This is a genomic window from Methanococcoides alaskense, assembly GCF_027594145.1.
GTDB lineage: Archaea > Halobacteriota > Methanosarcinia > Methanosarcinales > Methanosarcinaceae > Methanococcoides > Methanococcoides alaskense.
The window spans coordinates 94,829-120,805 of sequence record NZ_JAQFFK010000003.1 but is presented as its reverse complement, the minus strand read 5'-3'; the positions used below and the strand labels follow the sequence as shown (position 1 = coordinate 120,805).

The following is a 25,977-nucleotide window of genomic DNA, read 5'->3' as shown; positions in this document are numbered from 1 at the left end:
CACCTCAAATGATCCTCGGCGCTTTGATATAGCCGTCCTTTTCTTCAGCAGTGTTCGTCAACACATCTTTCTGGTCAAGTGACGGTGTGACAACATCCTCCCGGAATACATTCATGATATCTGCTACATGATATGTAGGTTCAACACCTTCAGTGTCCACTTCGTCAAGCTGACCAAAATAATCCAATACAGAACTTAACTTCACAGCGTATTCTTCTGCCTCTGCATCATTTATCTCGATGCGACAAAGCCATCCTACGTGTTCTACCTCGTCTTTTGTGATCATAAGGAATTCCTCAAATAATTGGAATAATAAAACATAGTGTGTTCTAATATGACTGATAGAAATCAAGTACTTAATATTAATATGTTGGGTTGACCGAGCAGATCAATATTAATAATTTGTGAAAACGGCCGAGGATATCAAAAAAGGAGGAAACTCCACATGGATAAAATATAGCATTTCATGAAATGACCATATCCTTTGTGGAGAGAGATATGAGAGAAATTTAAAACAGCTTATCCCCTGCAGTCGTAGACATCTGTGATCTTCACGATAAGAAGACCTTTTGCCGGAGACTTTCCCTTAATTGTTCCAAATTCGGGACCACTTGTCTTTAACTCTACATCGCCTTTGATCTGGAAAGAACCTTTTGTCTCTGGCCCCCAGACGTAGATGGGAACCTTTGGATCCTCCAGGACATTTGAGAGGGTCTTTTTCATGAAATTGTCTGCGATCCATATAGTACTGTCATCGACCAATGAAATAACTCCGATAGGGACAACGTTTGGGACTCCCTCTTTTGAGGCAGTGGCAACAGGAAAGATTTTTATTGTATTGAATGCGGCTTTCATCTCTTCTGTAAGTGTTATCATTTTGATCACCACAGATACTTAATACATGCATGTAAATATAGTAAAATGTTATAAAAGTGTACAAAACTGTATTCTGATACATATTTCTAACCAAAAAATAATAAATTCACCAGGGAGATCATGGCATTATGAGCAAACAAAAAGTAACATCAGAAGATATTTCCTTGTTGCATGAGGAGATCACTGGACTTCGTTCGGAACTGAATCGTTTCAGGAGTGAAGTTGCCGGAAGTCAAACCAATTCATTGTTCAATGAGTTCAAGAACCAGTGCGCTGTAGAAATACTCAACAGATCTTTGGAGAATGCCTATGAGATCATCGGGAACGAAGAGAAGGAATGTCCGATGCGTACACAGTGCATACCGCATTTAGTCGACTTTTTTGAGGATCTGGCGGACTATACCAGAAAAGGACAGGTAACTGATGAAAATATCGAAAAAATACGTGGGAACTTTGATAAAGTGAAGGAGTTGGCACCATTCGATCACTGTCCCAACTGTATCCAACGGGCTGAAGGATATTTCAACCAGCAGGTAGGGATGCTACAGACAATAGGGGTCTACCGAAATGAGAGCGGTACGCATTTGCAGGTTCAGGACCTCCATGAAGAGCAGGTATCCAACTTGATAGGGGACCCGTTAAGCAGCGCAGTACGCATCCAGATCTTAAAAGCATTGTACGATGAAGGAAGATCGTTCACCGAACTTTCAAAGCGCACAAAACTTCGGGGAGGAAATCTTCTTTTCCATCTGGAAAAACTGCAGAACAGAGGAATGATCCGACAGCGTGGCGAACGAGGTGAATACCAGATAAGTGTGCAGGGGTATGAGATACTCAATTCCATAGCTGAACTTGTGGGAAAAATAGGGGTGAACTGTAGCGAAATATGATTCGTTGGTCATATACCAGAGAGATGATCTGGAGTCAGGGCAGAGATCACAGCTAGAAAAAGAAAAAGGAAGAGAATTGGATCATCATACCCCATTTTCAACAGTGATCTATCACTGACCAGACAAATTTCCCCGTTTGAGTTACTTTTTAGAAATATACCAGAATATTTTATCTTTTTAAAAATCGAGTTCATGAAATGCAATTAATATTATGTGATGTGAATATTCGAATTGATCCCTATGATTAGCATGCGCACCAATGAATTAACTCGATAATATATAAGTAGTAGTATTACTGATTGTTAATTAGGAATGGAAAAAAAGGTGGTACTTACTATGAGAACATCGAGCTTCAAACTGGAACTTGTGGATTCCACATGGGGAACCATTAAACTCTCTTTTGTGGAAGTTGAGGGAGATTCTGAAAAACCCCCTTAACACAGCCTTCCCTTAGGCAAAACCATAACAAAAGCATAATGGTATTGTGAAATAAAAAATATCCATTCAGGAAATTTCCCGAACGGATGGTCTCACAGGATGAGTTGTAACAAGGTATTGATCACAGATTATCCTGCATCTTATCTATTTTAAAAAGACCACTACTATCTATCTTACCAGCTGTACCTACATTTATGGAAAACACCAGTGTAGAATCACTATTCTCGACCGGCTGTAGATATAGCAAGGTCATATCTTCCATGCCACCACCATTTTCAGAACTCCTCATTTTATAATACCCCCATTAATTGGACCTATTATACCCATGCCCGGAATAAATGCGATACAATCGGTTTCTTTTTACAGTGCCATCCTCTTTCACTATAGAAGAGAAAACAACCGCAGGATCACTTCCCTTTTGTGGACTATACAGCAAGACATTGTTCAAAAGATTTTCACATTTATCAACCATATTATTACCCTCCAAATACTGAATTTAATCCCAGCTACTTTTAAAAGCAGTACAGGAAAATCTAAAAGGCAGGGAATGTATGGATTTACGCTTTGTAAGTTTCCACATACCCCCAAACTAACCTTAAAACTAAGTTAGCTATCTCAGTATAAATAGTATTGTAAATGGATAACTAATCTTATCTAAAGAGATAACATGGTATACAATATATTCAAACACTTACAAAGAGATAAAGACGATAGCCACCAGAGCCAGAACCACACCCATCCATTGCTTCAGAGCAAGCCTTTCCTTCAGGAATATCCATGCAAGCAACACAGTGCTGCCGGGATAAAGAGATGCAACGACCGTGGCGATATCGACCCTTCCTACCTGAGAGGCAAGTGCAAAGAAAAGATTTCCCCCTGCATCGAATATTCCTGCAAGGATTATCAGCGGAAGTGCCCCCCGAGTAGGGATTCCCTGGGATCTTGTGAGAATTGAGATCAGCAATATAGTTATGACCGAAGATAACTTTGCAACCGTAAGAGGCCAGAATACAGCATCCTCACTGAACATATCAACTGAAATAAAGAAGATACCAAACCCTACCCCTGCCAACAAAGGCAGCACAATGTCCTGCCTTCTTATATCCCCATTATCATCACTGCTACTTATCATCCACATTGCCACAAGGGCCACCATGAACCCCGCCATTTGATACCCCGACGGCAACCCTTCCTTAACAGCACCATATATCACCGGCAAAGCCACCGTGATGATCGCAGAGACAGGAGCTACCACTCCCATCTTCCCCTGAGAAAGAGCACGGTATAAAAAGACAAGACCAAGGCTTCCTGCCACACCTGCGACAAAGCCCCAGAAGATACCACCGCCCTGTGGGAACTGTTCTGAGAAACCCATAGCCAGTATTGGAAGCAGTATCAGACCTACAGCCTGCATTAGAATTACAACAGAGTACTCACTGGTACGCTTTGAAGCAAAACCTCCTCCGAAATCAGCCGCACCCCATGCTGCAGCGGAAGCAAGACCTAAGAGAATGACAAGGAATTCAGCGGGGATCATTTTAGTAACTCCTGATAAAGTATCGGGCCTTTCCGGCTAAATTCCCTCATTTCTATAAATAGATTCTCACAAGAGAAAAATTAAGAATCGATGCCAGGCCATTGTTCACTGATAGCAGGTATCAACCGGGAAACTAGTCATTTATATAGTAGTATCATTAATGTAGTTAATATCCTAATGATACTTAACTGATGCAGCAAAAAGGAGAGAAAAAAATGTATTGCTATCAATGTGAAGAAACTATTAACGGACAATCCTGTACCAAAGCCGGAGCATGTGGAAAGACAGCGGATGTCGCAGATCTACAGGACCAACTTACATACATCCTCAAGGGGATCGCATACTATAATCAGAAAGCAAGGGAGAATGGGATAAAAGACAAAAATGTCGATAGCTTCCTCATGAAAGCACTATTCTCAACTGTCACTAACACTAATTTCAGTTCAAGTGACTTTAATAAGTTCATCAATGAAGGCATCTCACTGAGAGAGAGCATCAAAAAGAACCTCACAACAAGGAACATCAACCTTGGAGAAACAAAGGACATGTCCTTCGGTGAAAAAGTAAAAGCAACTCTTGGAGTAAGCCATCCGGAGACAAGGTTCAACATCCCGGAAGCTGCAATAATCAATACTGAAGCATTGAAGACAGCAAGCGTAGGAGTTCTTAACACCCAGAACGAGGACATCAGGTCCCTCAGAGAGCTGATGGTATACGGTCTGAAAGGTCTGGCTGCATATGCACACCACGCAGAGGTCCTTGGATACACCGAGGAAACACTATCCGAATTCGCCGAAAAGGCCCTTGCTTCAACCCTTGATGACAGCCTGAGCGTTGACGACCTGGTAGGACTTGTCCTCGAATGTGGAAAATATGGTGTCAATGCAATGGCACTTCTTGACAAAGCGAACACATCCACCTACGGCAATCCCGAACCAACGGAAGTTTTCCTGGGCACAAGGGACAATCCGGGCATCCTCATCAGTGGACATGACCTTAAGGACATGGAACAGTTGCTCAAACAGACCGAAGGCACAGGTGTCGATGTTTATACCCACGGCGAGATGCTTCCTGCAAACTGCTATCCCGCATTCAAGAAATATGACCACTTTGTCGGAAACTATGGCGGTTCATGGTGGAACCAGAAGAGCGAATTCGAAACGTTCAATGGCCCTATACTCATGACGACCAACTGTCTTGTCCCTCCAAAAAACAGTTACATCAACAGGGTCTACACCACAAGCGTAGTCGGTTTCGATGGGGTAAAACACATCGATGCTAAAGAGGATGGCTCAAAGGACTTCTCCGCCATAGTAGAACAGGCGATTGCATGCCAGCCCCCAAAACAACTTGAAGACGGCACCATTGTCGGAGGATTCGCACACGCTGCTGCCCTCTCTGTGGCAGATAAGATCGTCGAAGCTGTAAAGGGTGGAAAGATCACACGCTTTATCGTCATGGCAGGCTGTGACGGAAGGCATAAGGAAAGGGACTACTACACCAAATTTGCAGAAGCCCTTCCTGAGAGTGCGGTCATACTGACAGCAGGTTGTGCAAAATACCGTTACAATAAACTGAACCTTGGTGACATCGATGGGATCCCAAGGGTACTGGACGCAGGACAGTGTAATGACTCGTACTCCCTTGTGGTCATTGCACAGAAGCTTGCCGAAGCTTTCGGTCTTGAGGACATAAACGACCTGCCGGTATCATACAACATCGCATGGTACGAACAAAAAGCAGTACTTGTATTGCTTGCACTGCTCCACCTCGGTGTCAAGAACATAACACTTGGACCTACACTGCCTGCATTTGTGTCTCCGAATGTACTCAACGTCCTCGTTGAGAACTTTAACATCGCACCCAACACAACAGTTGAAGAGGATCTGAAGAGGCTGCTCTAAGCCTTTTATTCCTTTTCAACCCCTATCACTCCCTTTTTTATTTTTAGACACTACAAAAAGTTTCACCAATTCTTTTATAATTAAATAAGCAAGAAGCCACCCATTTCAATTTCGCATTAAATCGAATATCTAATGGGAGTTTCATTTCATAGAAAACATCCAGATCAATCTGGATGTCTTGCAGTGTAACTGCAATATGAAACAGGTGGATGAATTGCATCAAGTCTTGTTTGAATTACTTCGCCCATATATTCCATAAGAATGCGTATATGATATGCCGTCGTATCTCACATTAGTCACTGGTTGTGAGAACCAGGCAACCTCTGTACGATATGTCCACCTACAAGGCGAATCAGGTCGTGGATAAAGTTTCGTTCTTACTCGAAACACGTAAAGCCGAATCGAGATAGGAACGAAGACATAGTAGGGTAGGAACTTCCCCATTTCAAGCTCGTGGAGATTCCGGTAGGTAATCAATGAAACAAGAAGCCACCTATTTTACTAGGCGGTGGTTCACACTAACATCAACCACATTATTAAAGTGGGAAAATGTTCAACCTGAACAATTACAACAAAAACTGGATGGTACTCCTTCTTATTGCAGCCACACTGTTCACGATAGTCGGAGCCATAATGGTGCTGTCAGACTATAATTACTACAATGGCCTGCAATTACTGGCAACAGCGCTGGTCTTCTTTACAACAGCATATCTTATTAAAGCCGGAAAACTGGATATAGGGAGTACTACATCCAACGAGAAAAACCCATTCATAGCAGGTTTTATGATCACGGTCATTGCCCTGGGACTCAAAGGGCTTTTCTGGGCGGTAGGAATTGCCGTATTCATAATAAGTATATATAACATCTACAAAAAGTGAAATGCTTCAATTGATGATAACTTTCGAAAAACTGATATATCCCGGTGGCAATAGCCAGCGAAGCATAAAAACAAAAGAACATGGCGATAAACGATGAAACCTGAAATAAAAGCTGAACTCCTTGCTATTGGAAGCCTTGACATAGAACAATCCCTTCTGGGTAAGATAACAGTACCTACTGCCGGTCCCGGAGCAGGGAAAACCGCTTTTTTCTTCCGTTCAGGCAACCAGAGGGTCAGGTTGGCTTTGAACAAGGAGTCACCACTCAAAGCAGTTGAAGAAGGAAATGAGATAGTCATATTGAAAGATGGAAAGGAGCTTGCAAGAGGCCAGATAGAGGATGAGCTTATTCACTGCCCTGACCAGGCATATATCAATATGACAGAGAAGTGCATCTACGATTGTAAGTTCTGCCCGGTTCCTAAGCTCAATGGCAAAGTAAAGACAATAGAAGAGATAACAGAGCTTATCGGGAAGGCGAATGCCAGCGGTAAGATGAAAGCTATTTCGATAACATCCGGCGTGGATGAATCCACGGAAAAGGAACTCGACAGAGCACTGGAAGTCATTGATGCAGTGAAGAAGTACAATGTACCCATAGGTGTTGCCATCTATGCGACCCCGGATTCTAACAAAAGATTGAAAGCTGCCGGCGTGGACGAGATAAAATATAATGTCGAAACAATGGACAGACCGATCTACAGGGAGGTCTGCGGGGACCAGGACCTTGAGCCTATACTGGCCGCACTGAGAGAGGCTGTGGAAATGTTCGGCAAGAACAAGGTCTGTGCGAATTTTCTAATCGGTCTTGGGGAAACCGATGAAAGTGTTGAAAGCGGAATACGTGAGCTGGTTGCAATCGGAGTTGTACCCATATTGAGACCTGCGAGCAAACATCCATTGCGTGAAGGAGAAGTGTTCATTGAAAGACCTTCAAAGGAAAGGTTGCTCAAGCTTACAAAGCTGCTTCGTGAGGTACTGGACGAATACGGACTCCGTGCTGACACTTTCAAAACAATGTGCCTTCCATGTACAGGCTGTGACCTGAATCCACACAGTGATTTCGTAGAAGAATAACTTAAAGAATGTCATGACAACTGCGCAAAACGATGCCACATTCGAGGCATCCATCGAAATGACCGAGAAGGACTTTGAATTTGCAAACCATCCAATGTCAATGGAGAGCATCGTTAGCACATTCAAGAAGTATGACCTTCGATACATCGTCATTTTTGCAAATAACATGTTCTATGTTGCGCAACAGGACCTGCAGCCATATCATCCCATGTATGTAGATGACTCGTATCCTGAAGACATCGAGCAAATATTCAACCTTATGACCGTTGAGAGAATACGGAAAATAGAATATATCAACGGAGTGCTCAAAAGAAGTCCCATAGAAGAACATCCTGATGTTTGAGTACACGATAAGATATAATACCGATAAGTTACAAACATGAGGACCAACATGATAGAAAAATTATATAAGAAGCCGACCACATACGTTGTTATAATCGGATTGATCTTAACAGTGTACCTTTTCATCACCTTAATGAATTTTGCTGATGAAGGTAACCTTGTGATGGTACTATTGACAAGTGTTTCCATAGGAATTGTAGCATTCTTCATTACAAGGACCTTGGGCCACCAGAAACAGATCGATATTTACAAAAGATGATCATTTTCTTGATCAGGTGAACAAAAGTCCTACAGTGAATATTTCCACGGCTTGGCTCGATGTTCACATCTTTCTTTTATTTTGAGACCCTTTTTGCTGCACACATCATCTTGAAAAAGTGTCCTTTACACTTGCTTTTTTACTACAGTGAGCTTTCATGAATTCACCCTCTGGATCCTTGTTCAGAACCTTTGGAAGAACCTAAATGCATGACAATAACCGGTTGTGCAGATTTTATGAAAAACCATCCAAAACTTTAAATGTTTTAGTAACATTAATCTGCACCAACACAAGAGTACACATTATTTAATGTGATCACTTTAGTAACAATGCGATCATAAAATTGAAATTATGTCCTCACGAAAAGATACAGGTGAGCATTATGGATGATTTAGAGAAGATTAGAAAACAACGGTTGGAACAGATCAAAAAGGGCCTTGAAGCTAAAGCGTTCCCGGATGCACCCATACATGTTATGGATGCAGATTTCAATGAGTTCATATCAAAGTACCCTATCACTGTAATTGACTGCTGGGCAGAATGGTGTGGACCTTGTAGAAAACTTATTCCCATTATTGATGCCCTTGCAAGAGAATATCAGGGAAAGATAGTTTTCGGGAAATTGAACACTGATGAGAACCAGATGATCGCAAGAAATTTTAATATAACATCCATTCCAACACTTTTGGTCTTTAAAAACGGAAAAGCTGCTACCCAGATAGTAGGAGCACTCCAGAAAGAACAACTCGTTGAACGCCTTAACAGATTCATACAGTGACCGGAAGAGAAATAATGTCCCACAAACCAAAAATTGCAGAAAATCCCGGTGTCCGACTCCTTGACCTCAAATCAAGCTCAAAACCATTTTTCATAGTTGCTTCTGTGGAAGTTGGTAACACCACTACGAAGTGTATACTTACAGCCACCAATATGGATGAAGGTAAGACATATCTTGTCACCAAGATAGTGAAGATGACAAGGGATGTCAGGCCTCCAAAGAAAGGAGAGACCATTTTTGGCAGAACTCTAAATGGAATAGAGCTTACACGCGAATCGGTATCAGAACTTGTCAAGAACACATTGATAGAGGCAGTTAAAAAGGCAAACCTTGACATAAAGACCGATATAAATTTTGTTGTCCGCTCAACCGGAGTTGTTGCCGGGTTCGATACTCCCGAAGAAGTAGGAGAGTTCATTAAAGCGCTTGCTGATGGCTGTCTTCTAGCAGGGGTACCTCCTAAGAACATGACACCACCAATGGGAATCGACAACATACCCGAGAAATTCCGAAAGCACAGCAAGCTTGACAAAGTGTTCTTTGACGGTGCTGTTGCCAGTGTACTCCCACCAACCGGAGCTACCGGTGTGGAAATAGTTGCAAACGAAATGGAGGGCGAACTTGCCACCGCCGGCATCAAGGAAGGTGCCAAATGGGTGGATGTGGATTTCCGTAACCCCTGCATGTCAATGGACTTTGGTACAACCCTCGATGGCAGGATAATCAGCCCTGATGAACCCTATGCAAAGACCATTGGTAATTTCTGTGGATTTGCAGGTGCCATTCCGGATGCCATGATAAAAGGAACTGGTTCAGTAGATAAGAAAGTTGGAACCGCCCTTGATGTTTTCAAGGACGTACATGCGGATAAGCTCACATTGCTTCTGAAAGGCAAAAATATACATGAATACGCAAAGAAAGCCCTTGAGTACATCATAATCGAAAAGGTTCCTGAGAATAGGGACCGTTACGGAAGTGTGCCGGTAAACCCTACCGCTGCAAAAGAGATCGGTGTCGTGCTCATCGGCTGTGATGTGGGAGTGAACGGTTCAGATTTCGATAAATTATCAGAGATCGGCGGAGAGATATACGATAAATTCGGCATGAAAGTGCTTTTTGCTGTCATTGATGAGGTAATGGCACATGTGATCTACCGAATTGTCAGTGTTGCAAAGGAAGAAGGACTCGTTTTCCCGGAAACCACGATCGGAATCACCGGAAGAGCCGGCATCAGTGGCGACAAAGCAAAGCTTGCACTGAAATATCTTGACAAACTCGACCTTCATGAGAAGATCGAAGAGAACGTTGTTTTCGTTGATGACGGTCTTGCAAGAGGTGCAGCGGTCATGGCAAGATGTATGAACTCCCTTGGAACTACGTTCAATCCATTGGGAGGACATCGCGGCGGAAGATGTATTCTCGGAAATAGGATCAAGCTTCAGAACAAATAATAGAAACGGCAGACATGCAAATGTCTGCCTGTGATATTTTTATCCTGACAGACCAGTGATCAGTTTTTTAATTGAAGCATCTATTACTTTTTTGTGCATCTCAGATGATTCATGAATTCCGCCCATATTCCCACGAACCGCACGACAAGGGTATTGTGATATCAATAGACCTGCCTTTGCGCCGGCCTCTTCAACAGGTGTACCCACAAGAGCATCTGCCATACGCCAGGTACTGCCACAGGGCGCTCCCCGGATGACATTGACTTTCGAGATCTTACCGTCCTTTACCTCGACATCGAGAACAGGGTTTCCAAAAAAGGAAGTAAAGGCGTCTGTACTGGGATCGGATGCAATGTTGCAGCAAATATCATCGACCTCAATGAAGATACCATACTTTGAAGATATCTCCTCCAGTTCCCGGATAGGTGCCTTTGCCGCACCTCCGGGAACTATCAAAGCACCTACGCCGGCCTCACCGGCTATTTTGGCGATCTGTGGGGTGATGTCAGGGTGCAGCGAGTAAGTGATGATTATATCAGCATCGAAAACCTTCTCGTTAAAATCAAGTTCTGAAAAGAACTCTTCAGGCTCATCGATCAGCTCCGGCAGGTGTTCAGGGACCTCGGCGACGATCACTTCCAGATCCGATCTGGACCTAACGGTCTCAATAAGCCGGCCACCGTATTTTCCACGTACTATAACTCCCAGTTTTGTCATGTTCAATACCTTGAACAATGTTATTGAATAGCGGTATATTAATATTGTTTGCTTTACAATCAATTGACTGTATAAATATTCAGGTGATCAAATGGATGATATTGACCAGTCAAAGGTATATTTCAGATGTAATGTGTGCGACTTCGTCTTTCAGGCAGATCCTAATTTTATCCCTATAAAATGCCCGCAGTGTGGAAGTGAAAGCACCTCGAGGACATAAATTTAAAATTGTAAGGATACATGTAATCCCCATGAAAGGAAAGCTCATAACACTGGAAGGAATAGATGGGTCCGGAAAATCTACCATTACAAGCTTTCTTAACTCCCATCCGAGCTTTGCTAACGCGGTGTTCACAAGAGAGCCCACCACAAGCTGGATAGGGGATGCTGTTTACAAGGCCATCCAGTCAGACACCGATGAACTTGCCGAGCTTATGCTTTTCACTGCAGACCATGCAGACCACATTGCAACCCTGATAAGACCTGCAATCGAAGAAGGAAAGATAGTTATTTCGGACAGGTATTCAGACAGTCGTTATGCCTATCAGGGCATGACTCTGAAAGAGAGAATGGAAGAGCCCATGGAGTGGATACAGATGATCCACAGAGGTTGGACAATTATCCCTGATCTCACGTTGCTTTTTGACATCGATCCGGCTGTTGCGGTACAACGATGCAGCAAAAGAGGGGAACAGACAAAGTTCGAGAAGATAGACCTCCTCAAAGGAGTCAGAGAGAACTACCTGAAGCTTGCAGAAAAGGAACCAGAAAGATTCGTTGTTATCGATACGGACAGGAAATTAAAAGAAATAGAGAAAGATGTGTTGCAAGCAATCACATCGATCATTGAAAATTAAAGGTCGTTAGAGTCTGCGAACTTTACAAGAAGTTCACCGAACTCACGGACGTGTTTTGGATTCAGATTAAAGCGGCTTCTTTTCTGGCCACTCCTTTCCTTTGCAACCTCTACATACTCATTTTCATACTTTTCACTTGTTGCAAGAGATATTGTAAGATACCATCCACCACCCATTTTGATCTCCATATATTCTTCGCTGTCACGGACTTCTTTATTTTCTTCAGATTCATTTACAACTTTATTTTCTTCTGCCATATTTATCACCCAAATTCAATGTAAATTGAAGATCTATTAATTACCTGACCATCTTCATAGGAATGGAACCATTATGCAATCCGGTTGCAACCAATGCACCTTTGATACCAATAGCTTCCAGTTGCCTAATATCTTCCACGTCCCTTACGCCTCCGCCAAGGAGAACATTGTGGTCAGAAATATCTGCTATAAGACTTAAAAATTGTGCATCGAACCCTGAGGAGGTTCCCACCATATCTATGTCAAGGAATATTATGTCATTTATCTCCAGACCGTTCAGTACCTTTACGACCTCAAAGGGATCTTTCGGCATCAAAGGGTCAGACGAGAGGATATTGCCGTTCTTTTTATCAATGCTCACATTTATCTGTGAAGGGTATGCGGCAGCTATCTTAGTAATGGAATCCAAAGATGCGGTCTCTGTACCCAGTACAAGATGCTCTGCAAGCCCTAAAACCCCGGCAACATCTTCAAAGGAGCTGATCCCAGGATCCAGCATCGTTCTGGAAAGCTCTGAAACTCCCCTTATCACATCAAAATTTATGTTTGGCTCACCCTGCCCCTGAAGTCTGTTAAGGTCTGCGATATAGACCTCGGCAGGACGCAGTTCCCGAACAATACCAACCGGGTCCGATGTTGTGCAGATATTACTGATTTCGTGTACCGGACGATATTTTTGCCGGTCCCCTCCCTGCGCATGGACAGCATTACGGTTATATACATCAAATACAAAGACGGTTTGAAACATATTAAATTGATAATTTATCTCATCTTATAAAAAAGAGGCTAATACATGAAATTACTCGTAAGTCCGATCAACACTGAAGAAGCGGTAGCTGCACTCAACGGAGGAGCAGACATAATCGATGTAAAGAATCCAAAGGAAGGTTCACTGGGTGCTAACTATCCATGGGTCATTAAGGGAGTAAAGGATGCTGTTGGAGGTAAAAGACCGATCAGTGCCGCACTTGGGGACTTCAGCTACAAGCCAGGTACCGCAGCCCTTGCAGCATACGGAGCTGCTGCTGCCGGTGCAGATTATGTGAAGATAGGCCTTTATGACATCAACACCGAAGAGCAGGCATACGAAATGCTTACCGGTATCGTTGAATCCGTAAAGGACATGGACGTCACTGTTGTAGCTTGCGGATATTCCGATCACGAGCGCATTAACTCCATCAACCCGAAACTTCTCCCTTCAATTTGTGAGAAAGCAGGCGTTGACCTTGTTATGGTCGATACTGGCCTCAAGGACGGACGATCTACATTAGAGTTCATGACCGAGGAAGACCTTATCGAATTCGTCAACGATGCACACTCCCGCGGACTCGAGACCGCCATTGCAGGAACCATCAAGTTCGATGACATTCCAGCATTGAAGCGTATCCAGCCAACCATCATTGGCGTACGCGGAATAGTCTGTGGTGGAGACCGCAGCACTTCAATTAAACAGGAACTTGTTGAGAAATTGAGACGTGAGATCTGAAAAGGTCTCTTTTTTTTATTTCCAAAAACACTTTTTTAAAACATTTCTTTTTTATACTAGTACTGTGAATTTTACTCAAGTGGATCTTAGCGCCACTACTTAGACCAATACTACTTTTTAATTGAGCAAGGTGATCAGGATGTCCGAAGATATCACAGTACGTGTTACAGAAGCAAACCACCGTGATGCGGGAAGAGGGATTGCCCGACTTCCAAATGCCCTTATGCAGATTATCGATGCAAGAAGCGGAGACGTCATCGAGATCAAGAACAAGAAAAATACCTACGCAAGGGTATATCCGGCAGGTACGGATGATGAAAAAAAGAGCATTATCCGTATCGACGGAAATCTTCGCAGCAATGCGAGGGTCGGTATTGATGATCATGTGACTGTAAAAAAGATACTTGAGAAAGATGCTGAAAAGATAACTCTTGCTCCAACCCAACCTGTTTTGAGCGAAAGGCTGTCACGTTCTGTGCACCTTAGTTTAGAAGGAAGACCTGTTGATAAAGGCCAGCGCATTCGTGTGGAGAACATAAATAACCCGCTTATTTTTTTGGTAAAGGCTACCAAGCCCCGTGGACCGGTAGTGGTCACAAGAACTACCAAGATAGAGATAGTTGAGCCTATAAATGAAGCCGATGCAGGGGAAGAAGTGTCATATGAGGACATTGGCGGGCTAAAGCGAGAACTCGGCTTGATGCGCGAGATGATCGAACTGCCACTAAGGCATCCTGAACTTTTCGATAAGCTTGGAGTGGACCCTCCCAAAGGAGTTTTGCTTTACGGACCTCCAGGTACAGGAAAGACAATGATAGCCAAGGCCGTAGCGAACGAAAGTGAGGCAAATTTCATACCCATAAGCGGACCGGAGATCATCTCAAAATATTACGGAGAGAGTGAACAGAAGCTTCGAGAGATCTTTGAGGAAGCTGAAAAGGAAGGACCTTCAGTGATCTTCATTGATGAATTAGATTCCATTGCACCGAAAAGAGATGATGTTGTAGGTGAAGTGGAAAGAAGGGTCGTGGCCCAGTTGCTTACGCTGATGGATGGGTTAACGAGCAGGGGGAAAGTTATAGTCATTGCTGCAACCAACAGACCAAATTCCATTGACCAGGCACTGCGCCGTGGAGGGCGTTTTGACAGGGAGATAGAGATAGGGATCCCTGACAGGGGTGGAAGGTTACAGGTATTATATGTTCACACCCGAGGTATGCCGGTCGAAGAGGAACTGGACCTTGAAGGCATTGCGGACATCACCCATGGATTTGTCGGAGCTGACCTTGCATCTCTTTGTAAAGAAGCCGCAATGCATGCCCTGCGCAGGATGCTTCCGATGATCAGTCTCGAAGAGGAGATCCCACCTGAGATAATGGAAACGCTTGTGGTGACCGAGAGCGATTTCATAGAGGCACACCGCAATATCGAGCCTTCGGCCTTAAGGGAGGTCTTTGTGGAGATACCACACGTGAGGTGGGAAGATATTGGCGGACTTAATGAAGTGAAACAGGAACTGATAGAAGCAGTTGAATGGCCTCTTAAATATCCCGAGATGTTCACTACCCTGAACACCACACCACCAAGAGGGATACTGCTGTTCGGACCTCCAGGTACAGGCAAGACCCTTTTGGCAAAGGCAGTTGCAAATGAATGTGAGGCAAATTTCATTAGTATCAAAGGACCGGAACTGCTAAGTAAATATGTGGGTGAATCTGAAAAAGCGGTAAGGGAAACGTTCAGGAAGGCAAAGCAAGCAGCTCCGACAGTTGTTTTCTTCGATGAGCTTGATTCAATGGTGCCAAAGCGAGGGATGGGATCCGACCAGCAGGCAACTGAACGCGTTGTCAGCCAGATACTGACCGAAATGGACGGCATTGAGGAACTGAAGGATATAGTCATAGTGGCTGCCACCAACAGGCCGGATATGATCGACCCCGCCCTCTTAAGACCAGGGCGTTTTGACAGACTTATCTATGTAAGGCCCCCTGATAAAGAGGAGCGTACCAAGATACTTGACATCCATCTTTCAGGTAAGCCTATTGCAGAAGATGTCAGACTGGAAGAACTTGCTGAACTTACCGAAGGGTATGTAGGAGCAGATATTGAAGCCATCTGCAGAGAAGCTGCAATGATGACACTTCGAGAGGTTATCAGGTCAGGAATGACAAAGGATGAGGCCTATGAAACTGCAAAGAACGTTGTCATTCAAAGATCACACTTTAGCACAGCGATAAAAAGAGTGAGAGCTTCGACATCCCCGGATGGAATGAAGATGTATGACGAAACTGCACAAATGTTCTCGAATCCAGACGCAAATGAAAAGGACTTAAGGGAAAAGGCATAAGTCTTTGGTTTAATAGTAATTAATAGGGGGAGTAAGTTACGTTGAAACAAAGATTTGTTTTAGATACGACCGCTTTGACCGATCTTCAGACACGGGAGATGCTGGAGATAGAGGACCTTTGCCAGGGAATGAGGGCAATACTTGAGCTTATTGCGGAATCAAGGCTTCATTTACAGATCAGTTGTTATGTTCCATTCCCATCTGTCTACAAAGAGCTCCATGAGTTTGCAAAAAATAATGGCTGCGATGATGAGATCATTGCGATGATAGATACATGGCTTGTCAAAAAGACACCGGACAGACATGAGGTGAAGATACCATCCCATATTTTCCATGAGTACGTATCCTATATGCGAGAACGTATCAACAAGGGTATGACCGTGGCCGAGGAAGCCATCAGAGAAGCTTCGATGCAATGCCTATCCCTTGATTCGGAGATCGAGGATAATACAGATCGTGAGGTTATTGGACCCATTGTAGGTAAATTCAGGAACAAGTACCGTTCAGCACTTCGTTATGGCATCCTTGACAGTGCACCTGACATCGATGTACTGCTCCTTGCAAAGGAACTGGACGCAGCGGTCGTTGCAAGCGACTACGGTATTCAGAAATGGGCAGAACAGCTCGGAGTAAGGTTCGTGCCTGCTAATACGTTCCCCATGATGTTGAAGGAATATCTAAGACACACGCCTTCGGACGGAACTCATCAAAAGTGAGTTTTTCAGGCACCTACGATGAAAGAAATGAGTGCAAAGAGCATTGCGAACTTAAACAGTTTTGATGAGTGTGCAGCATCCTTTTTCCCTAGTATCTGGTAAACCGCGATAAGGAAGAAGATGTCTGCAATGGCCACGACGAAAAGATATTTTTCATTTAATATGGATTGCAAGTAAGGTACCGGACTTGCAAGCATGGCCATAAAGCCAAATACTGCTGCGATATATGATGCTTTTTTGGCTCCGATCAGGATCGGGAGTGTCCTTGCACCATCCTTTTTATCACCCTCGATATCCTCAACATCCTTTACGATCTCACGTGCTATTGTCGCAAGGGTTGCCAGAAGGAAAAGGACTACAAGTGCCTGAAGTCCCGACATGCCGAAGACCGCACCGCCAAAAAGGAAGGTCGAGCCGGTGAGATAACCGACCGAAGCATTGCCAAAGAAGGGAGTGCGTTTCAGGCTTTGTGCATACAATATCAGTATTATAGAATTGAATAGAGCTATGATGCCACAAAGGGAGTTCACCAGAAATGCCAGTGCTATCCCTGTTATGAACAGAAGCAGCGAAAAATAAAGGGCGCTTTTCAAGGAGATCTTACCGGAAGGTATCGGCCTTGAGGGTTTGTTCACTTTATCGATTTCGATGTCGAAATAATCGTTCAAGCCGTTGCCAGCTCCTGTAACGAGGAAGACTATGGCAAAGATCAGTGAAGTATCGAACAATGACAGCGATAAGTAAGGTGAAGCAGAGGAGAGAATATTATAAGCTATCAGAACACCAATGAAGCCTGCAAAGGCAGCCATTGCACAATTTCCGGCACGCATAAGTTCAAGATAGGCTTTCATTCGTTCTCCCGTAATAATTATCGGTTGCGTTTTACTTCCAGCATACGGTCAAGGGTGCGCTTTGCACGTACCTGAATATCTTTTGGCACGGTCACAACGGTCTCCATGTTCTCAAGACAGCGAAGGACAGAACTTAGATCTATCATTTTCATGTCCGGACAGAATGTGAATTTTGAGACGGGATAGAATTTCTTATTGGGATTCTCAGTCTCAAGCTGGTGCAATATACCCTGCTCCGTGGAAATTATGAATTCATTGTTATTGGAGCTTTTCACATGACCTATCATCCCAGTGGTACTGAACACATGGTCTACTTTTTCCAGAACCTCTGAGCGACATTCCGGGTGGGCCATTATCTCTGCCCCTGGATGCTCGTTCATTGCAAGGTCCACATCTTCTGCAAGTATCTGATTATGTGTAGGACAATAGCCATTCCAGGGAATGATGGTCTTATCGGTGTGTTTTGCAACGTATGCTGCAAGGTTCTTGTCAGGAACGAAAATAACTTTGTCTGAATCAAGCGAGTTTACAACTTCCACAGCATTTGCCGAGGTGCAGCAGATATCACTTTCTGCTTTGATATCGGCTCGTGTATTGACATAACAGACGACCATGGCATCCGGGTGTTGCGCCTTTAGTTCACGCAGTGATGCGACATCTACCATTGCCGCCATGGGGCAATCGGCATCTGCATCAGGTATAAGAACTGTTTTTTCAGGAGAGAGGATGAATGCACTCTCTGCCATGAAGCTCACGCCACAAAAAACGATAACTTCTGCATCCTGGTCTACCGCTTCCTGACTCAGCCCCAGCGAATCGCCTACGAAGTCTGCGATATCCTGCACTTCACCCCGTGCATAGCAATGGGCCAAAATAACAGCATTACGTTCTTTTTTCAATGAATTGATCTTGTTGATGAGAGATTGCCTGTCCTGCATACGATCACTTGTTTTTCCGTTCTTTATTATTTATATACGACTCCAACGGACCGGCATACAATATCCGTGTATCTGATAAACGTTTTTCGGCATGCTATCAGGTCCCAACCTTAATTGGATCGGCTATCTTCTTCAATGTGGAAATTGCAGATAAAGCTGCCAGATAACTTGTCTTGGGGTTAGTCGGTGCCGGCACGTTCTCCACTCTTGTTGTGAACATACCGAACTCGCCTTCAACGGTTATCTCATGGATGTTCCTTGTGAGCGCAGGGTTCGCGACGATCTTGACCTTTGTCTTGTCAAAACCAATGCCTGCGATGCTCAAAGATGCTGCAACATTGACATTTGCAGGAAAAGCCTTTACAGCTTCTGATGCCATGCCTTCGAAAAGTACGGTCTTTCCTTTGATGCTGTCAAGATCGATGTTATTCTGGACGATGTACGGAGCACCTTCAAGGCTTCTCGGGTGCTTCTGGGTCGTCAGTGTAACTGAGTATATAGAAGCTGCAGATGCAGATGTTAAACCATCCAGCCCAACGATGGCACCGGATGGGAAATAGACCTTACAACCATTTTCCTTTGCAATATCGAATGTTGTATCGAGAAGTTTTTTGTCTGCAAAAGCGCCGACACTGATGACCATTACGTCACATTTTGCATGAAGGGTGGTCGGAACTACCTCATACACTGCCTGTTGGGATGCGCATTCCACTACTAGGTCAACGTGCTTTACCATTTCCACTATCTCAAGCACTTTTGGGTCAGTGTTTTTGAGCTGTTCTTTCAAATCAATTAGTGACTGTTCATGCCTGTCATATACAGCATACAGTTCGACACCGATGTGGCCTGAATCGATAGCTTTACAAAGCTCAGTACCGATCGCACCACATCCGAACACTCCGATCTTTAGCATCCTGGACTCCTGCAACTTTATTTTATGATATTGAAATGTTAATAATAATATATCTTAATTATCCTGAACATCGTTCGAGATATTCTCTCGACAACGTAGCATTCAAACACGCTAAAAGCATATAAACCTCTTGAGGCATTGGTATACATGGTAATATGATACTGACCAGCGAAATTGAAAGATTCATTGAGGAAGACCTTGGAGCAAATGACATTTCCTGTACCCTTGTTCCTGAAAAAGATATCAAAGCGATCGTTTTTGTCAAACAGGATTGTGTCGTTGCAGGCATTCCGATCGCACAACGAATATTCGAGTACTTTGGACTTGATTCATCCGCAAAACATAAAGATGGAGATAAATTAGTATCAGGAGATACTATTTTTGAGATCTCCGGTAATGCGGTATCGGTACTTCGTGCAGAAAGGATAACTCTCAATTTCCTGGGGCATTTGAGTGGCATCGCAACCAATACCCGGGAATATGTAGAAACGGTCAGACAATACTCAGATGTGAAAGTGGCCGGTACAAGAAAGACAACGCCTGGGATACGAAAGTTCGAAAAACTTGCCATAATTGCCGGAAGAGGCGATCCTCACAGATTCGACCTTTCTGAAACCATTATGATAAAAGATAACCACGTTAACATGATGGGACTTGAAAATGCCATAAATTCAGCAAAGGAATTTGCAGGCTTTACGCAAAAGATAGATGTTGAAGTTGAATCCGTTGAGAACGCAATTCTCGCTGCAAAAATGGGCGTTGACATCATAATGCTCGACAACATGTCACCCGGACAGGCAATAGAGGTAGTTGAAGCATTAAAAAGTGAGGACCTGAGAAATAATGTTATCCTGGAAGTTTCAGGCGGGATCGATCTCTCAAATATTTCCGAATATGCCAAGACAGGAGTGGATGTCATTTCTGTAGGTTCACTTGTACATAAGTCGCAATGGATAGATATCAGCCTTGAATTTATGTAAAATATCAAAATATATATCATAAACTATTTATTGGATTCTTATTGTATTGATACTGGAAGATTATACACTATTGCGTGATTCATTTCTGTGTTGAGGGAAGTATGGTTCAGTTCAAAAATATGTGTTTGTTGATGCTTACATTGGCACTGGTATCTTTATTTTTCACGGGCAATGCCTGTGCTTCTAAAGAGATAGTTTTCAATGGCAGTATCCAAGAAGGGGATGGATATCAGATCAATAACATTGTTATAGATGTGGCCGAAGTTTTCGTGAGCGCTGAGTCTTGCGTCTTCAAAGTATATGATGAAGGAGAGCTTGAACACGATAAACTGATCAATATAGATGATACCATCACTTTTACTGCAGAAGGTGAGACCATTGAGGTCACTTTGTTATCCGTAGGAGGAGGGACATTACCCCAGGCAACTGTTTCTATCACTATTACAGATGATGATGACGTCTACCTGAAACAGGCAGTGGATGGAGGTCATGAAAAGGCAACATATCCCGGAACCCCTTCACTGGAGATCACAAAGGAAGTTAGCAGTTATACTGTTGATCAGGGAGAGGTCGTAACGATCAAAGTGACTGCCAGAAACAAAGGTGATGGGAAGGCTACGGAAGTGAGGTTCTCAGATCCAAAACCTACAGGATTTATCCTTCAGGAGATCCTTCTTGAAGAGACAGGTCAGATGACCATCGACAAATACGAGACAAGGACCATTTTTCTTTACAAGCTTCAGGCAAATGAAGCTGGAACATTTGAATTCCAGCCTACCAGAGCCTCATATTCCAATGAAGCAGAACTGGATTTTCCCGAAGCGGTATCTAACATACCAGTGATAACTGTAGCTGATACGGATAAAAATGCACAAAAAGTTGCTGAGCTTGAGTTTTCCACATCCATCGAAAGTAGTAGTATAAAAAGGAACGATGAAGTGGAAGTGGTCATTAACATCAAGAACCAGGGAGATTCTTCTGCGAATGGGGTCGTACTGAACATCCACCTTCCTGAAGAGGTTGAATACAAAGGCAGCAACTCCAATATTGAAATTATAAATGGAATGCCAAAGGCTTATCTGGAAACATTTGGACTGGATCAGGAAAAAGAGATAAAATTCGTGATAAAGCCAACAGAATTGGGTACTTATACCATTACAACCGATTATTCATATCAGTATGAAGATGGAGTGAACCCTGATCGCCAGGAAGTGACGGGCGAATTCACCACAAGTACGATCGATGTAGCCAGAGGGGACCTCGATTCAGTGATCGAACAACCATGGTATGTGATTGCGATCCCGTTGCTGATCATTGTCGCTATTGGAGGGTGGTTGTTCCATCGGTCCAGACAGTACAGGTTCTGATCAGTTACGATTTCATAAAGATATTCAATTTCATTAAATATGGAGGAATTATTTGCTCAATATACTGATCGTAGGAAATGGTCAATGTGGTAACCGTATCCTTGATGCGATAAACAAAGAGGCTTTTGGTGGTAAAAGCAAATTTGCGAAATTCTATTCACAACAAAAATACAAAAGCAAGGTCGAAACTATCGCCATCAATACTGCGATAAACGACCTGAAGGAATTGAGTTTTACCAAAGCCAAGGACAGGATACATATTCCTCACTTGCATGGCGTTGGCGCCAACCGTACTCTTGGTAAGAGCGTATTTGAAGATAATAAATCCCATATAATGCGCAATATAGAGGAAAGAGGTAATTTCGATGTGGGATTTGTGATAACTTCTGCATCCGGCGGGACAGGATCATCTTTCACACCACCCCTTATCAAGGAAATTAAAGAAAAACATGATTTCCCGGTATATGCTGTCGTTGTTCTTCCTTTCAGAGAGGAGGGAACGCTCTACCTCCAGAATGCAGCATTCTGCCTGAAAGAGATACGTGACAGTGGTGTCGATGGGATCATACTTGCTGATAACCAGTTCCTCAAGCAGATCGGAGGAGATGTACAATCTGCATATAATAGCATCAATGACATGATCGCAAGACGCATACTTTTCTTGCTTGATGCACTTGACAGTGAAATGATGATGGTTACTGACCTTGGTGACTTCAAAACAGTGATGAGCGGAGGAGCAGGCCTTGCTACGATAGGTTTCTATGAAGCTGAAAAAGGAATGAACGTCAAGACCACCATCCAGAAAGCATTATCACCAAACGGCCTTTTGTTCTCGACCGATGTTTACAAAGAAGGAAGCAGGGCCATGGTCATCATCAAAGGTGATAAATCATATCTGAGCATCGATGAGATATCATCGGAAGTGGAAAAACTTTCTTCATCCGTTGGCCATGTATTTAAAGGTATTATCGTCAGGAAAGGTGAAGCTCCACAGGTGCTTGTCGTCCTTACCCTTGAAGCAGCAAAGGAGCTGGAAAATCTATATTCCGTTGCAGTAGATGCGATCCATCAGGAACGCGAGAAGAAAACAAGAGTTGAAGAACAAAAGGAGATCGATAAAGCATTCTCACAGATAGATGGGCTTGAACCCGACTATTGACCTTAAATTATATCCTTAGCGGGATATTCACCCCCTTTTTTATAATTTTAACAAAACCGATGATGGTTTGTGCATACCATTCATTATAAATGATCCAGCAAGATAATGGTAAAGAATCGAGCAAAAAGCAGGTATAAAATGGTTGATATATCCAATATAATCGAGATCAGAGACCTTACGAAGACCTACACAGATGGATTAGGGGGCAAAGCACTTGACGGGCTTAGCCTTAAAGTCAAACGTGGAGAGTTTCTCTCCATAATAAGACCTTCAGGATCTCATGATCAGGCTAAAGTACATTACTGCACATAATAGGCATACTTGATTCGCCAACAAGCGGGACTATCTTGATAGATGGCGAAGATGTTACGACCATGTCGGACAAGGAACGTTCCAATGCACGTAACAAGATGCTTGGATTTATCTTTCAGTACCATCATTTATTACCCGATTTTTCAGCGCTCGAGAATGTGATGATGCCTTTACTGATATCTGGAAAAAAAGCGATAAGATATATGAGCTTCTAAGGAAGCTAAACCGGGATTATGGACAGACCTTCATACTTGTGACGCATGATGAGAACATGGCAGCTAAGACCAATCGTATCATTCGTATTGTTGATGGAAGGATAGTAAATGATCATTTTTAATTTAAAACGTTTTATCAGGTGAGAATATGGAATATTCAAAAGGAAATATTGGCAGAGTATTTACTGTGAGGATAGATACTGGAGAAGACCTGCTTCAGGAACTTGAAGGTATTGCAACAAAAGAGAACATCAAGTCCGCGGTATTCACTCTGCTTGGCGCTGTGGCCAAAGTCAACCTTGTCGTAGGACCTAAAGAGAATGCAATCCCCCCTGAACCCATGTGGGTCAACCATACTGAGCCACAGGAAGTGATAGGTATTGGGAATATATTTACAGAAGAAGGCAGACCTAAGATTCACCTCCATACCGCTGCCGGACGTGGCGACAATGTCAATGTCGGCTGCTTGCGCGGAGAAAGTGCAGCATTCATGGTCCTTGAGGTCTTCATAATGGAGATCGATGGCATGGAAGCTATGCGTGCATTCGATGCCACCAAGGGCTTTGCTCCGATATCATTCGGAAAGAACTAATCGAAAATGAATCAAAATATCACAACTTAATCTACTAAATTACGCAGGCTCTTTACAACTTCCAACCTTTTCTCATTTTCTTTTAGAATATCAGATTCATATTCTTTCAGGATCTCAGTGAAATCCATATTGAGCGAGTAATATTTTGCAGGCCTTCCTCTGCATTTAGTCCTCTTCTCGTTCTTTTCCTCCACCCAACCACGTTCACACAGAGGTCGCATAGCTACACTTACCTCTGGTTGCCTCAGGCCTGTAACATTTTCTATATCCTGGGAACTTAGTTCACATCCATTAAGAAGACAGGCAATTGAAAGTGCTTCTATTCTCGAAACGTTAATGCTTTGTAATAGGGATGATACCTCATACCCCTTCTCATCTATAAAGTTAGACATCTCACTCGCCATGAATGGTAATAGTACTTAGATGTTTATATATTTATGCTGTGCATAACTAACGCTGCTTAAATAGAGTATATAAAGAACAGTGCAAAATGCGGTAACAATATATACTGTAATGTACGATTTATTCATAGAATAACCAAATGGTGAAGACATGAACTCTATCAGCGAAGAAGCAAAATACACAATTCAAAAAGTGCATGCCAGAGAGATACTTGACTCCAGAGGAAACCCTACGGTAGAAGTAGATATTTACACTGGATGCGGATTTGGAAGGGCAAGTGTTCCTTCTGGAGCTTCCACAGGTTCTAATGAAGCCCTTGAACTAAGGGATAAGGACGCTGACCGGTACAACGGGAAAGGAGTATTGGACGCTGTAGACAATGTTAATAAGACCCTTTCAAAAGAGATTTTGGGAATGGATGCACGTAACCAGCGTGAGATAGATGAGCTGATGATCGCACTGGACGGCACTGAGAACAAAAATACCTTTGGGGCTAACGCCATTCTGGGAATTTCCATGGCCACTGCAAAAGCAGCAGCTGATTCCCTTGGAATTGCCCTTTATCGTTACCTTGGTGGTACCAACGCTTTTGCATTGCCTGTTCCAACAATGAACGTGATCAATGGCGGAAAGCATGCAGGTAATGACCTTTCCATCCAGGAATTTATGATACAGCCAAAAGGTGCTGACACTTTCTCAAATGCATTGAGAATGGGAGCTGAGACATACCATGCTCTTGGTAAGGTCCTTGAGGACAAATACGGCGCTTCTGCAACAAATGTAGGATACGAAGGCGGATATGCACCTCCGATCTCAACAACTGCTGATGCACTGGACGCACTCGTAAGTGGAATTGAGGAAGCCGGATATACCGAATCAGAGATCACCATCGGGCTTGATTCCGCTGCATCCGAGTTCTTCGATGGCGAGAAATATTTCATCGATGGAAAAAAGATAGCTCCTGCTGAACTTGTGGACTACTACCTTGATCTTATTGAAACATATCCGATCCTTTCAATTGAGGACCCATTCCACGAGGAATCATTTGAGGACTTTGCAACTCTTACGAGCGAGGCATGGGACACTATAATTGTCGGGGATGACCTGTTCGTTACAAATGTAAACCGCCTGGCAAAGGGTATTGAGATGGAAGCAGCAAATGCACTTTTACTCAAGGTCAACCAGATAGGCACGATATCTGAATCATTCGATGCTGCAAATCTTGCACAGAGGAATGGTTACAGCGTTGTTGTAAGCCATCGCTCTGCAGAGACAGAAGACCCAATGATAGCTGATATTTCAGTAGCTATTGGAGGAGACCTCATTAAGACAGGCGCACCTGCGAGAAGTGAGCGTACTGCAAAATACAACCAGTTACTCAGAATTGAAGAAGATCTTGGAGATGCTGCACGTTATGTGCAGCTCTGATCCTTTTTT

The 25,977-nt window shown here is 43.3% G+C and carries 29 protein-coding genes and 1 pseudogene; 18 read left to right on the top strand and 12 right to left on the bottom strand.

The window, feature by feature from the left end; genetic code table 11:
• Positions 1 to 4: 4 nt before the first annotated feature.
• Positions 5 to 286, bottom strand: coding sequence for an Asp-tRNA(Asn)/Glu-tRNA(Gln) amidotransferase subunit GatC (gene gatC, locus PBV53_RS04270; RefSeq protein ID WP_270095942.1), 282 nt, complete (start codon positions 284 to 286; stop codon positions 5 to 7).
• A gap of 233 nt (positions 287 to 519) precedes the next feature.
• Positions 520 to 876, bottom strand: coding sequence for a pyridoxamine 5'-phosphate oxidase family protein (locus tag PBV53_RS04265; protein WP_270095941.1), 357 nt, complete (start codon positions 874 to 876; stop codon positions 520 to 522).
• A gap of 128 nt (positions 877 to 1,004) precedes the next feature.
• On the opposite strand from PBV53_RS04265, the gene PBV53_RS04260 reads away from it, so the two are divergent.
• Positions 1,005 to 1,766 carry a winged helix-turn-helix domain-containing protein gene (locus PBV53_RS04260; RefSeq protein ID WP_270095940.1) on the top strand — a complete coding sequence of 254 codons (762 nt, stop codon included), beginning with the start codon at positions 1,005 to 1,007 and terminating at the stop codon, positions 1,764 to 1,766.
• Positions 1,767 to 2,325: 559 nt separating this feature from the next.
• Here PBV53_RS04260 and PBV53_RS04255 read toward each other — a convergent pair.
• The 3 genes from PBV53_RS04255 to PBV53_RS04245 all read right to left on the bottom strand — a co-directional run bounded on the left by PBV53_RS04255 (position 2,326) and on the right by PBV53_RS04245 (position 3,741).
• A complete protein-coding gene (locus PBV53_RS04255; protein WP_270095939.1) occupies positions 2,326 to 2,493 on the bottom strand; it encodes a hypothetical protein in 168 nt (55 codons plus the stop codon).
• Positions 2,494 to 2,508: 15 nt separating this feature from the next.
• The gene (locus tag PBV53_RS04250) at positions 2,509 to 2,676 is read right to left on the bottom strand and encodes a hypothetical protein (RefSeq protein WP_270095938.1); all 168 of its coding nucleotides are present in this window, start codon (positions 2,674 to 2,676) and stop codon (positions 2,509 to 2,511) included.
• 219 nt (positions 2,677 to 2,895) lie between these two features.
• On the bottom strand, positions 2,896 to 3,741 hold the full coding sequence (locus tag PBV53_RS04245; protein ID WP_270095937.1) for a DMT family transporter: 846 nt from the start codon (positions 3,739 to 3,741) through the stop codon (positions 2,896 to 2,898).
• Positions 3,742 to 3,956: 215 nt separating this feature from the next.
• Here PBV53_RS04245 and hcp point away from each other — a divergent pair, with 215 nt between their 5' ends.
• The 7 genes from hcp (at position 3,957) to PBV53_RS04210 (ending at position 10,431) form a co-directional block, all read left to right on the top strand.
• Positions 3,957 to 5,645: a hydroxylamine reductase gene (gene hcp / locus PBV53_RS04240; protein WP_270095936.1), complete on the top strand. Its 1,689-nt coding sequence runs from the start codon at positions 3,957 to 3,959 to the stop codon at positions 5,643 to 5,645.
• Positions 5,646 to 6,227: 582 nt separating this feature from the next.
• Positions 6,228 to 6,524 (top strand): hypothetical protein, encoded by a 297-nt coding sequence (locus PBV53_RS04235; protein ID WP_270095935.1) that lies wholly within the window; start codon positions 6,228 to 6,230, stop codon positions 6,522 to 6,524.
• A 93-nt stretch (positions 6,525 to 6,617) separates the two neighbouring features.
• Positions 6,618 to 7,601: a radical SAM protein gene (locus tag PBV53_RS04230; protein ID WP_270095934.1), complete on the top strand. Its 984-nt coding sequence runs from the start codon at positions 6,618 to 6,620 to the stop codon at positions 7,599 to 7,601.
• 13 nt (positions 7,602 to 7,614) lie between these two features.
• Entirely contained in the window at positions 7,615 to 7,944 is a 330-nt protein-coding gene (locus PBV53_RS04225; RefSeq protein WP_270095933.1) for a hypothetical protein, read from the top strand.
• 48 nt (positions 7,945 to 7,992) lie between these two features.
• Positions 7,993 to 8,202, top strand: coding sequence for a hypothetical protein (locus tag PBV53_RS04220; protein ID WP_270095932.1), 210 nt, complete (start codon positions 7,993 to 7,995; stop codon positions 8,200 to 8,202).
• Between the two features lie 382 nt (positions 8,203 to 8,584).
• Positions 8,585 to 8,980, top strand: coding sequence for a thioredoxin (trxA, locus tag PBV53_RS04215; protein WP_270095931.1), 396 nt, complete (start codon positions 8,585 to 8,587; stop codon positions 8,978 to 8,980).
• 14 nt (positions 8,981 to 8,994) lie between these two features.
• Positions 8,995 to 10,431 carry a methanogenesis marker 14 protein gene (locus PBV53_RS04210; RefSeq protein WP_270095930.1) on the top strand — a complete coding sequence of 479 codons (1,437 nt, stop codon included), beginning with the start codon at positions 8,995 to 8,997 and terminating at the stop codon, positions 10,429 to 10,431.
• Between the two features lie 39 nt (positions 10,432 to 10,470).
• Here PBV53_RS04210 and PBV53_RS04205 read toward each other — a convergent pair whose 3' ends face one another.
• Entirely contained in the window at positions 10,471 to 11,148 is a 678-nt protein-coding gene (locus tag PBV53_RS04205) for a DUF166 domain-containing protein (RefSeq protein WP_270095929.1), read from the bottom strand.
• Between the two features lie 251 nt (positions 11,149 to 11,399).
• Between PBV53_RS04205 and tmk the strand changes: the two genes are divergently transcribed.
• Entirely contained in the window at positions 11,400 to 12,005 is a 606-nt protein-coding gene (gene tmk / locus PBV53_RS04200; RefSeq protein ID WP_270095928.1) for a dTMP kinase, read from the top strand.
• Here the strand turns inward: tmk and PBV53_RS04195 are convergent.
• The gene (locus PBV53_RS04195) at positions 12,002 to 12,193 is read right to left on the bottom strand and encodes a hypothetical protein (RefSeq protein ID WP_157196784.1); all 192 of its coding nucleotides are present in this window, start codon (positions 12,191 to 12,193) and stop codon (positions 12,002 to 12,004) included. The genes tmk and PBV53_RS04195 overlap by 4 nt on opposite strands.
• A gap of 109 nt (positions 12,194 to 12,302) precedes the next feature.
• Positions 12,303 to 13,010: a HisA/HisF-related TIM barrel protein gene (locus PBV53_RS04190; RefSeq protein WP_270095926.1), complete on the bottom strand. Its 708-nt coding sequence runs from the start codon at positions 13,008 to 13,010 to the stop codon at positions 12,303 to 12,305.
• A 45-nt stretch (positions 13,011 to 13,055) separates the two neighbouring features.
• Here PBV53_RS04190 and PBV53_RS04185 point away from each other — a divergent pair, with 45 nt between their 5' ends.
• The 3 genes from PBV53_RS04185 to PBV53_RS04175 all read left to right on the top strand — a co-directional run bounded on the left by PBV53_RS04185 (position 13,056) and on the right by PBV53_RS04175 (position 16,811).
• The gene (locus PBV53_RS04185) at positions 13,056 to 13,748 is read left to right on the top strand and encodes a (5-formylfuran-3-yl)methyl phosphate synthase (protein ID WP_270095925.1); all 693 of its coding nucleotides are present in this window, start codon (positions 13,056 to 13,058) and stop codon (positions 13,746 to 13,748) included.
• A gap of 139 nt (positions 13,749 to 13,887) precedes the next feature.
• Positions 13,888 to 16,095: a CDC48 family AAA ATPase gene (locus PBV53_RS04180; RefSeq protein WP_270095924.1), complete on the top strand. Its 2,208-nt coding sequence runs from the start codon at positions 13,888 to 13,890 to the stop codon at positions 16,093 to 16,095.
• Positions 16,096 to 16,136: 41 nt separating this feature from the next.
• A complete protein-coding gene (locus tag PBV53_RS04175) occupies positions 16,137 to 16,811 on the top strand; it encodes an RNA ligase partner protein (protein ID WP_270095923.1) in 675 nt (224 codons plus the stop codon).
• A gap of 5 nt (positions 16,812 to 16,816) precedes the next feature.
• Here the strand turns inward: PBV53_RS04175 and PBV53_RS04170 are convergent, their stop codons facing one another.
• The 3 genes from PBV53_RS04170 to PBV53_RS04160 form a co-directional block, all read right to left on the bottom strand.
• Positions 16,817 to 17,662: a geranylgeranylglycerol-phosphate geranylgeranyltransferase gene (locus PBV53_RS04170; RefSeq protein ID WP_270095922.1), complete on the bottom strand. Its 846-nt coding sequence runs from the start codon at positions 17,660 to 17,662 to the stop codon at positions 16,817 to 16,819.
• A gap of 17 nt (positions 17,663 to 17,679) precedes the next feature.
• On the bottom strand, positions 17,680 to 18,600 hold the full coding sequence (gene nadA, locus PBV53_RS04165) for a quinolinate synthase NadA (RefSeq protein WP_270095921.1): 921 nt from the start codon (positions 18,598 to 18,600) through the stop codon (positions 17,680 to 17,682).
• A gap of 97 nt (positions 18,601 to 18,697) precedes the next feature.
• The gene (locus tag PBV53_RS04160; protein WP_270095920.1) at positions 18,698 to 19,513 is read right to left on the bottom strand and encodes an aspartate dehydrogenase; all 816 of its coding nucleotides are present in this window, start codon (positions 19,511 to 19,513) and stop codon (positions 18,698 to 18,700) included.
• Between the two features lie 155 nt (positions 19,514 to 19,668).
• Between PBV53_RS04160 and nadC the strand changes: the two genes are divergently transcribed.
• The 5 genes and pseudogenes from nadC (at position 19,669) to PBV53_RS04135 (ending at position 24,138) form a co-directional block, all read left to right on the top strand.
• Entirely contained in the window at positions 19,669 to 20,493 is an 825-nt protein-coding gene (gene nadC / locus PBV53_RS04155) for a carboxylating nicotinate-nucleotide diphosphorylase (protein ID WP_270095919.1), read from the top strand.
• Between the two features lie 131 nt (positions 20,494 to 20,624).
• Entirely contained in the window at positions 20,625 to 21,860 is a 1,236-nt protein-coding gene (locus PBV53_RS04150) for a COG1361 family protein (RefSeq protein ID WP_270095918.1), read from the top strand.
• Positions 21,861 to 21,912: 52 nt separating this feature from the next.
• Positions 21,913 to 23,019 (top strand): FtsZ/tubulin family protein, encoded by a 1,107-nt coding sequence (locus tag PBV53_RS04145; protein ID WP_270095917.1) that lies wholly within the window; start codon positions 21,913 to 21,915, stop codon positions 23,017 to 23,019.
• Between the two features lie 138 nt (positions 23,020 to 23,157).
• A pseudogene (locus PBV53_RS04140) lies at positions 23,158 to 23,668 on the top strand (ABC transporter ATP-binding protein).
• A gap of 26 nt (positions 23,669 to 23,694) precedes the next feature.
• Complete coding sequence (locus tag PBV53_RS04135) at positions 23,695 to 24,138, top strand: PPC domain-containing DNA-binding protein (RefSeq protein WP_270095916.1); 444 nt, start codon at positions 23,695 to 23,697, stop codon at positions 24,136 to 24,138.
• Positions 24,139 to 24,164: 26 nt separating this feature from the next.
• Here the strand turns inward: PBV53_RS04135 and mreA are convergent, their stop codons facing one another.
• Complete coding sequence (mreA, locus tag PBV53_RS04130; protein WP_270095915.1) at positions 24,165 to 24,542, bottom strand: MreA family transcriptional regulator; 378 nt, start codon at positions 24,540 to 24,542, stop codon at positions 24,165 to 24,167.
• Between the two features lie 148 nt (positions 24,543 to 24,690).
• Here mreA and eno point away from each other — a divergent pair, with 148 nt between their 5' ends.
• Entirely contained in the window at positions 24,691 to 25,968 is a 1,278-nt protein-coding gene (gene eno, locus PBV53_RS04125; RefSeq protein ID WP_270095914.1) for a phosphopyruvate hydratase, read from the top strand.
• Positions 25,969 to 25,977: the final 9 nt, after the last annotated feature.

Excerpts from the sequence above, each read along its gene's own strand:
- hcp (WP_270095936.1), top strand. The coding sequence starts at position 3,957 with ATGTATTGCTATCAATGTGAAGAAACTATTAACGGACAATCCTGTACC.
- nadC (WP_270095919.1), top strand. The coding sequence starts at position 19,669 with ATGATACTGACCAGCGAAATTGAAAGATTCATTGAGGAAGACCTTGGA.
- PBV53_RS04250 (WP_270095938.1), bottom strand. The coding sequence starts at position 2,676 with ATGGTTGATAAATGTGAAAATCTTTTGAACAATGTCTTGCTGTATAGT.
- trxA (WP_270095931.1), top strand. The coding sequence starts at position 8,585 with ATGGATGATTTAGAGAAGATTAGAAAACAACGGTTGGAACAGATCAAA.
- PBV53_RS04170 (WP_270095922.1), bottom strand. The coding sequence starts at position 17,662 with ATGAAAGCCTATCTTGAACTTATGCGTGCCGGAAATTGTGCAATGGCT.
- gatC (WP_270095942.1), bottom strand. The coding sequence starts at position 286 with ATGATCACAAAAGACGAGGTAGAACACGTAGGATGGCTTTGTCGCATC.
- tmk (WP_270095928.1), top strand. The coding sequence starts at position 11,400 with ATGAAAGGAAAGCTCATAACACTGGAAGGAATAGATGGGTCCGGAAAA.
- PBV53_RS04150 (WP_270095918.1), top strand. The coding sequence starts at position 20,625 with ATGCTTACATTGGCACTGGTATCTTTATTTTTCACGGGCAATGCCTGT.
- PBV53_RS04225 (WP_270095933.1), top strand. The coding sequence starts at position 7,615 with ATGACAACTGCGCAAAACGATGCCACATTCGAGGCATCCATCGAAATG.
- PBV53_RS04245 (WP_270095937.1), bottom strand. The coding sequence starts at position 3,741 with ATGATCCCCGCTGAATTCCTTGTCATTCTCTTAGGTCTTGCTTCCGCT.
- mreA (WP_270095915.1), bottom strand. The coding sequence starts at position 24,542 with ATGGCGAGTGAGATGTCTAACTTTATAGATGAGAAGGGGTATGAGGTA.
- PBV53_RS04265 (WP_270095941.1), bottom strand. The coding sequence starts at position 876 with ATGATAACACTTACAGAAGAGATGAAAGCCGCATTCAATACAATAAAA.
- eno (WP_270095914.1), top strand. The coding sequence starts at position 24,691 with ATGAACTCTATCAGCGAAGAAGCAAAATACACAATTCAAAAAGTGCAT.
- PBV53_RS04255 (WP_270095939.1), bottom strand. The coding sequence starts at position 2,493 with ATGAGGAGTTCTGAAAATGGTGGTGGCATGGAAGATATGACCTTGCTA.
- PBV53_RS04195 (WP_157196784.1), bottom strand. The coding sequence starts at position 12,193 with ATGGAGATCAAAATGGGTGGTGGATGGTATCTTACAATATCTCTTGCA.
- PBV53_RS04260 (WP_270095940.1), top strand. The coding sequence starts at position 1,005 with ATGAGCAAACAAAAAGTAACATCAGAAGATATTTCCTTGTTGCATGAG.
- PBV53_RS04135 (WP_270095916.1), top strand. The coding sequence starts at position 23,695 with ATGGAATATTCAAAAGGAAATATTGGCAGAGTATTTACTGTGAGGATA.
- PBV53_RS04235 (WP_270095935.1), top strand. The coding sequence starts at position 6,228 with ATGGTACTCCTTCTTATTGCAGCCACACTGTTCACGATAGTCGGAGCC.
- PBV53_RS04160 (WP_270095920.1), bottom strand. The coding sequence starts at position 19,513 with ATGCTAAAGATCGGAGTGTTCGGATGTGGTGCGATCGGTACTGAGCTT.
- nadA (WP_270095921.1), bottom strand. The coding sequence starts at position 18,600 with ATGCAGGACAGGCAATCTCTCATCAACAAGATCAATTCATTGAAAAAA.
- PBV53_RS04205 (WP_270095929.1), bottom strand. The coding sequence starts at position 11,148 with ATGACAAAACTGGGAGTTATAGTACGTGGAAAATACGGTGGCCGGCTT.
- PBV53_RS04230 (WP_270095934.1), top strand. The coding sequence starts at position 6,618 with ATGAAACCTGAAATAAAAGCTGAACTCCTTGCTATTGGAAGCCTTGAC.
- PBV53_RS04185 (WP_270095925.1), top strand. The coding sequence starts at position 13,056 with ATGAAATTACTCGTAAGTCCGATCAACACTGAAGAAGCGGTAGCTGCA.
- PBV53_RS04180 (WP_270095924.1), top strand. The coding sequence starts at position 13,888 with ATGTCCGAAGATATCACAGTACGTGTTACAGAAGCAAACCACCGTGAT.
- PBV53_RS04210 (WP_270095930.1), top strand. The coding sequence starts at position 8,995 with ATGTCCCACAAACCAAAAATTGCAGAAAATCCCGGTGTCCGACTCCTT.
- PBV53_RS04190 (WP_270095926.1), bottom strand. The coding sequence starts at position 13,010 with ATGTTTCAAACCGTCTTTGTATTTGATGTATATAACCGTAATGCTGTC.
- PBV53_RS04220 (WP_270095932.1), top strand. The coding sequence starts at position 7,993 with ATGATAGAAAAATTATATAAGAAGCCGACCACATACGTTGTTATAATC.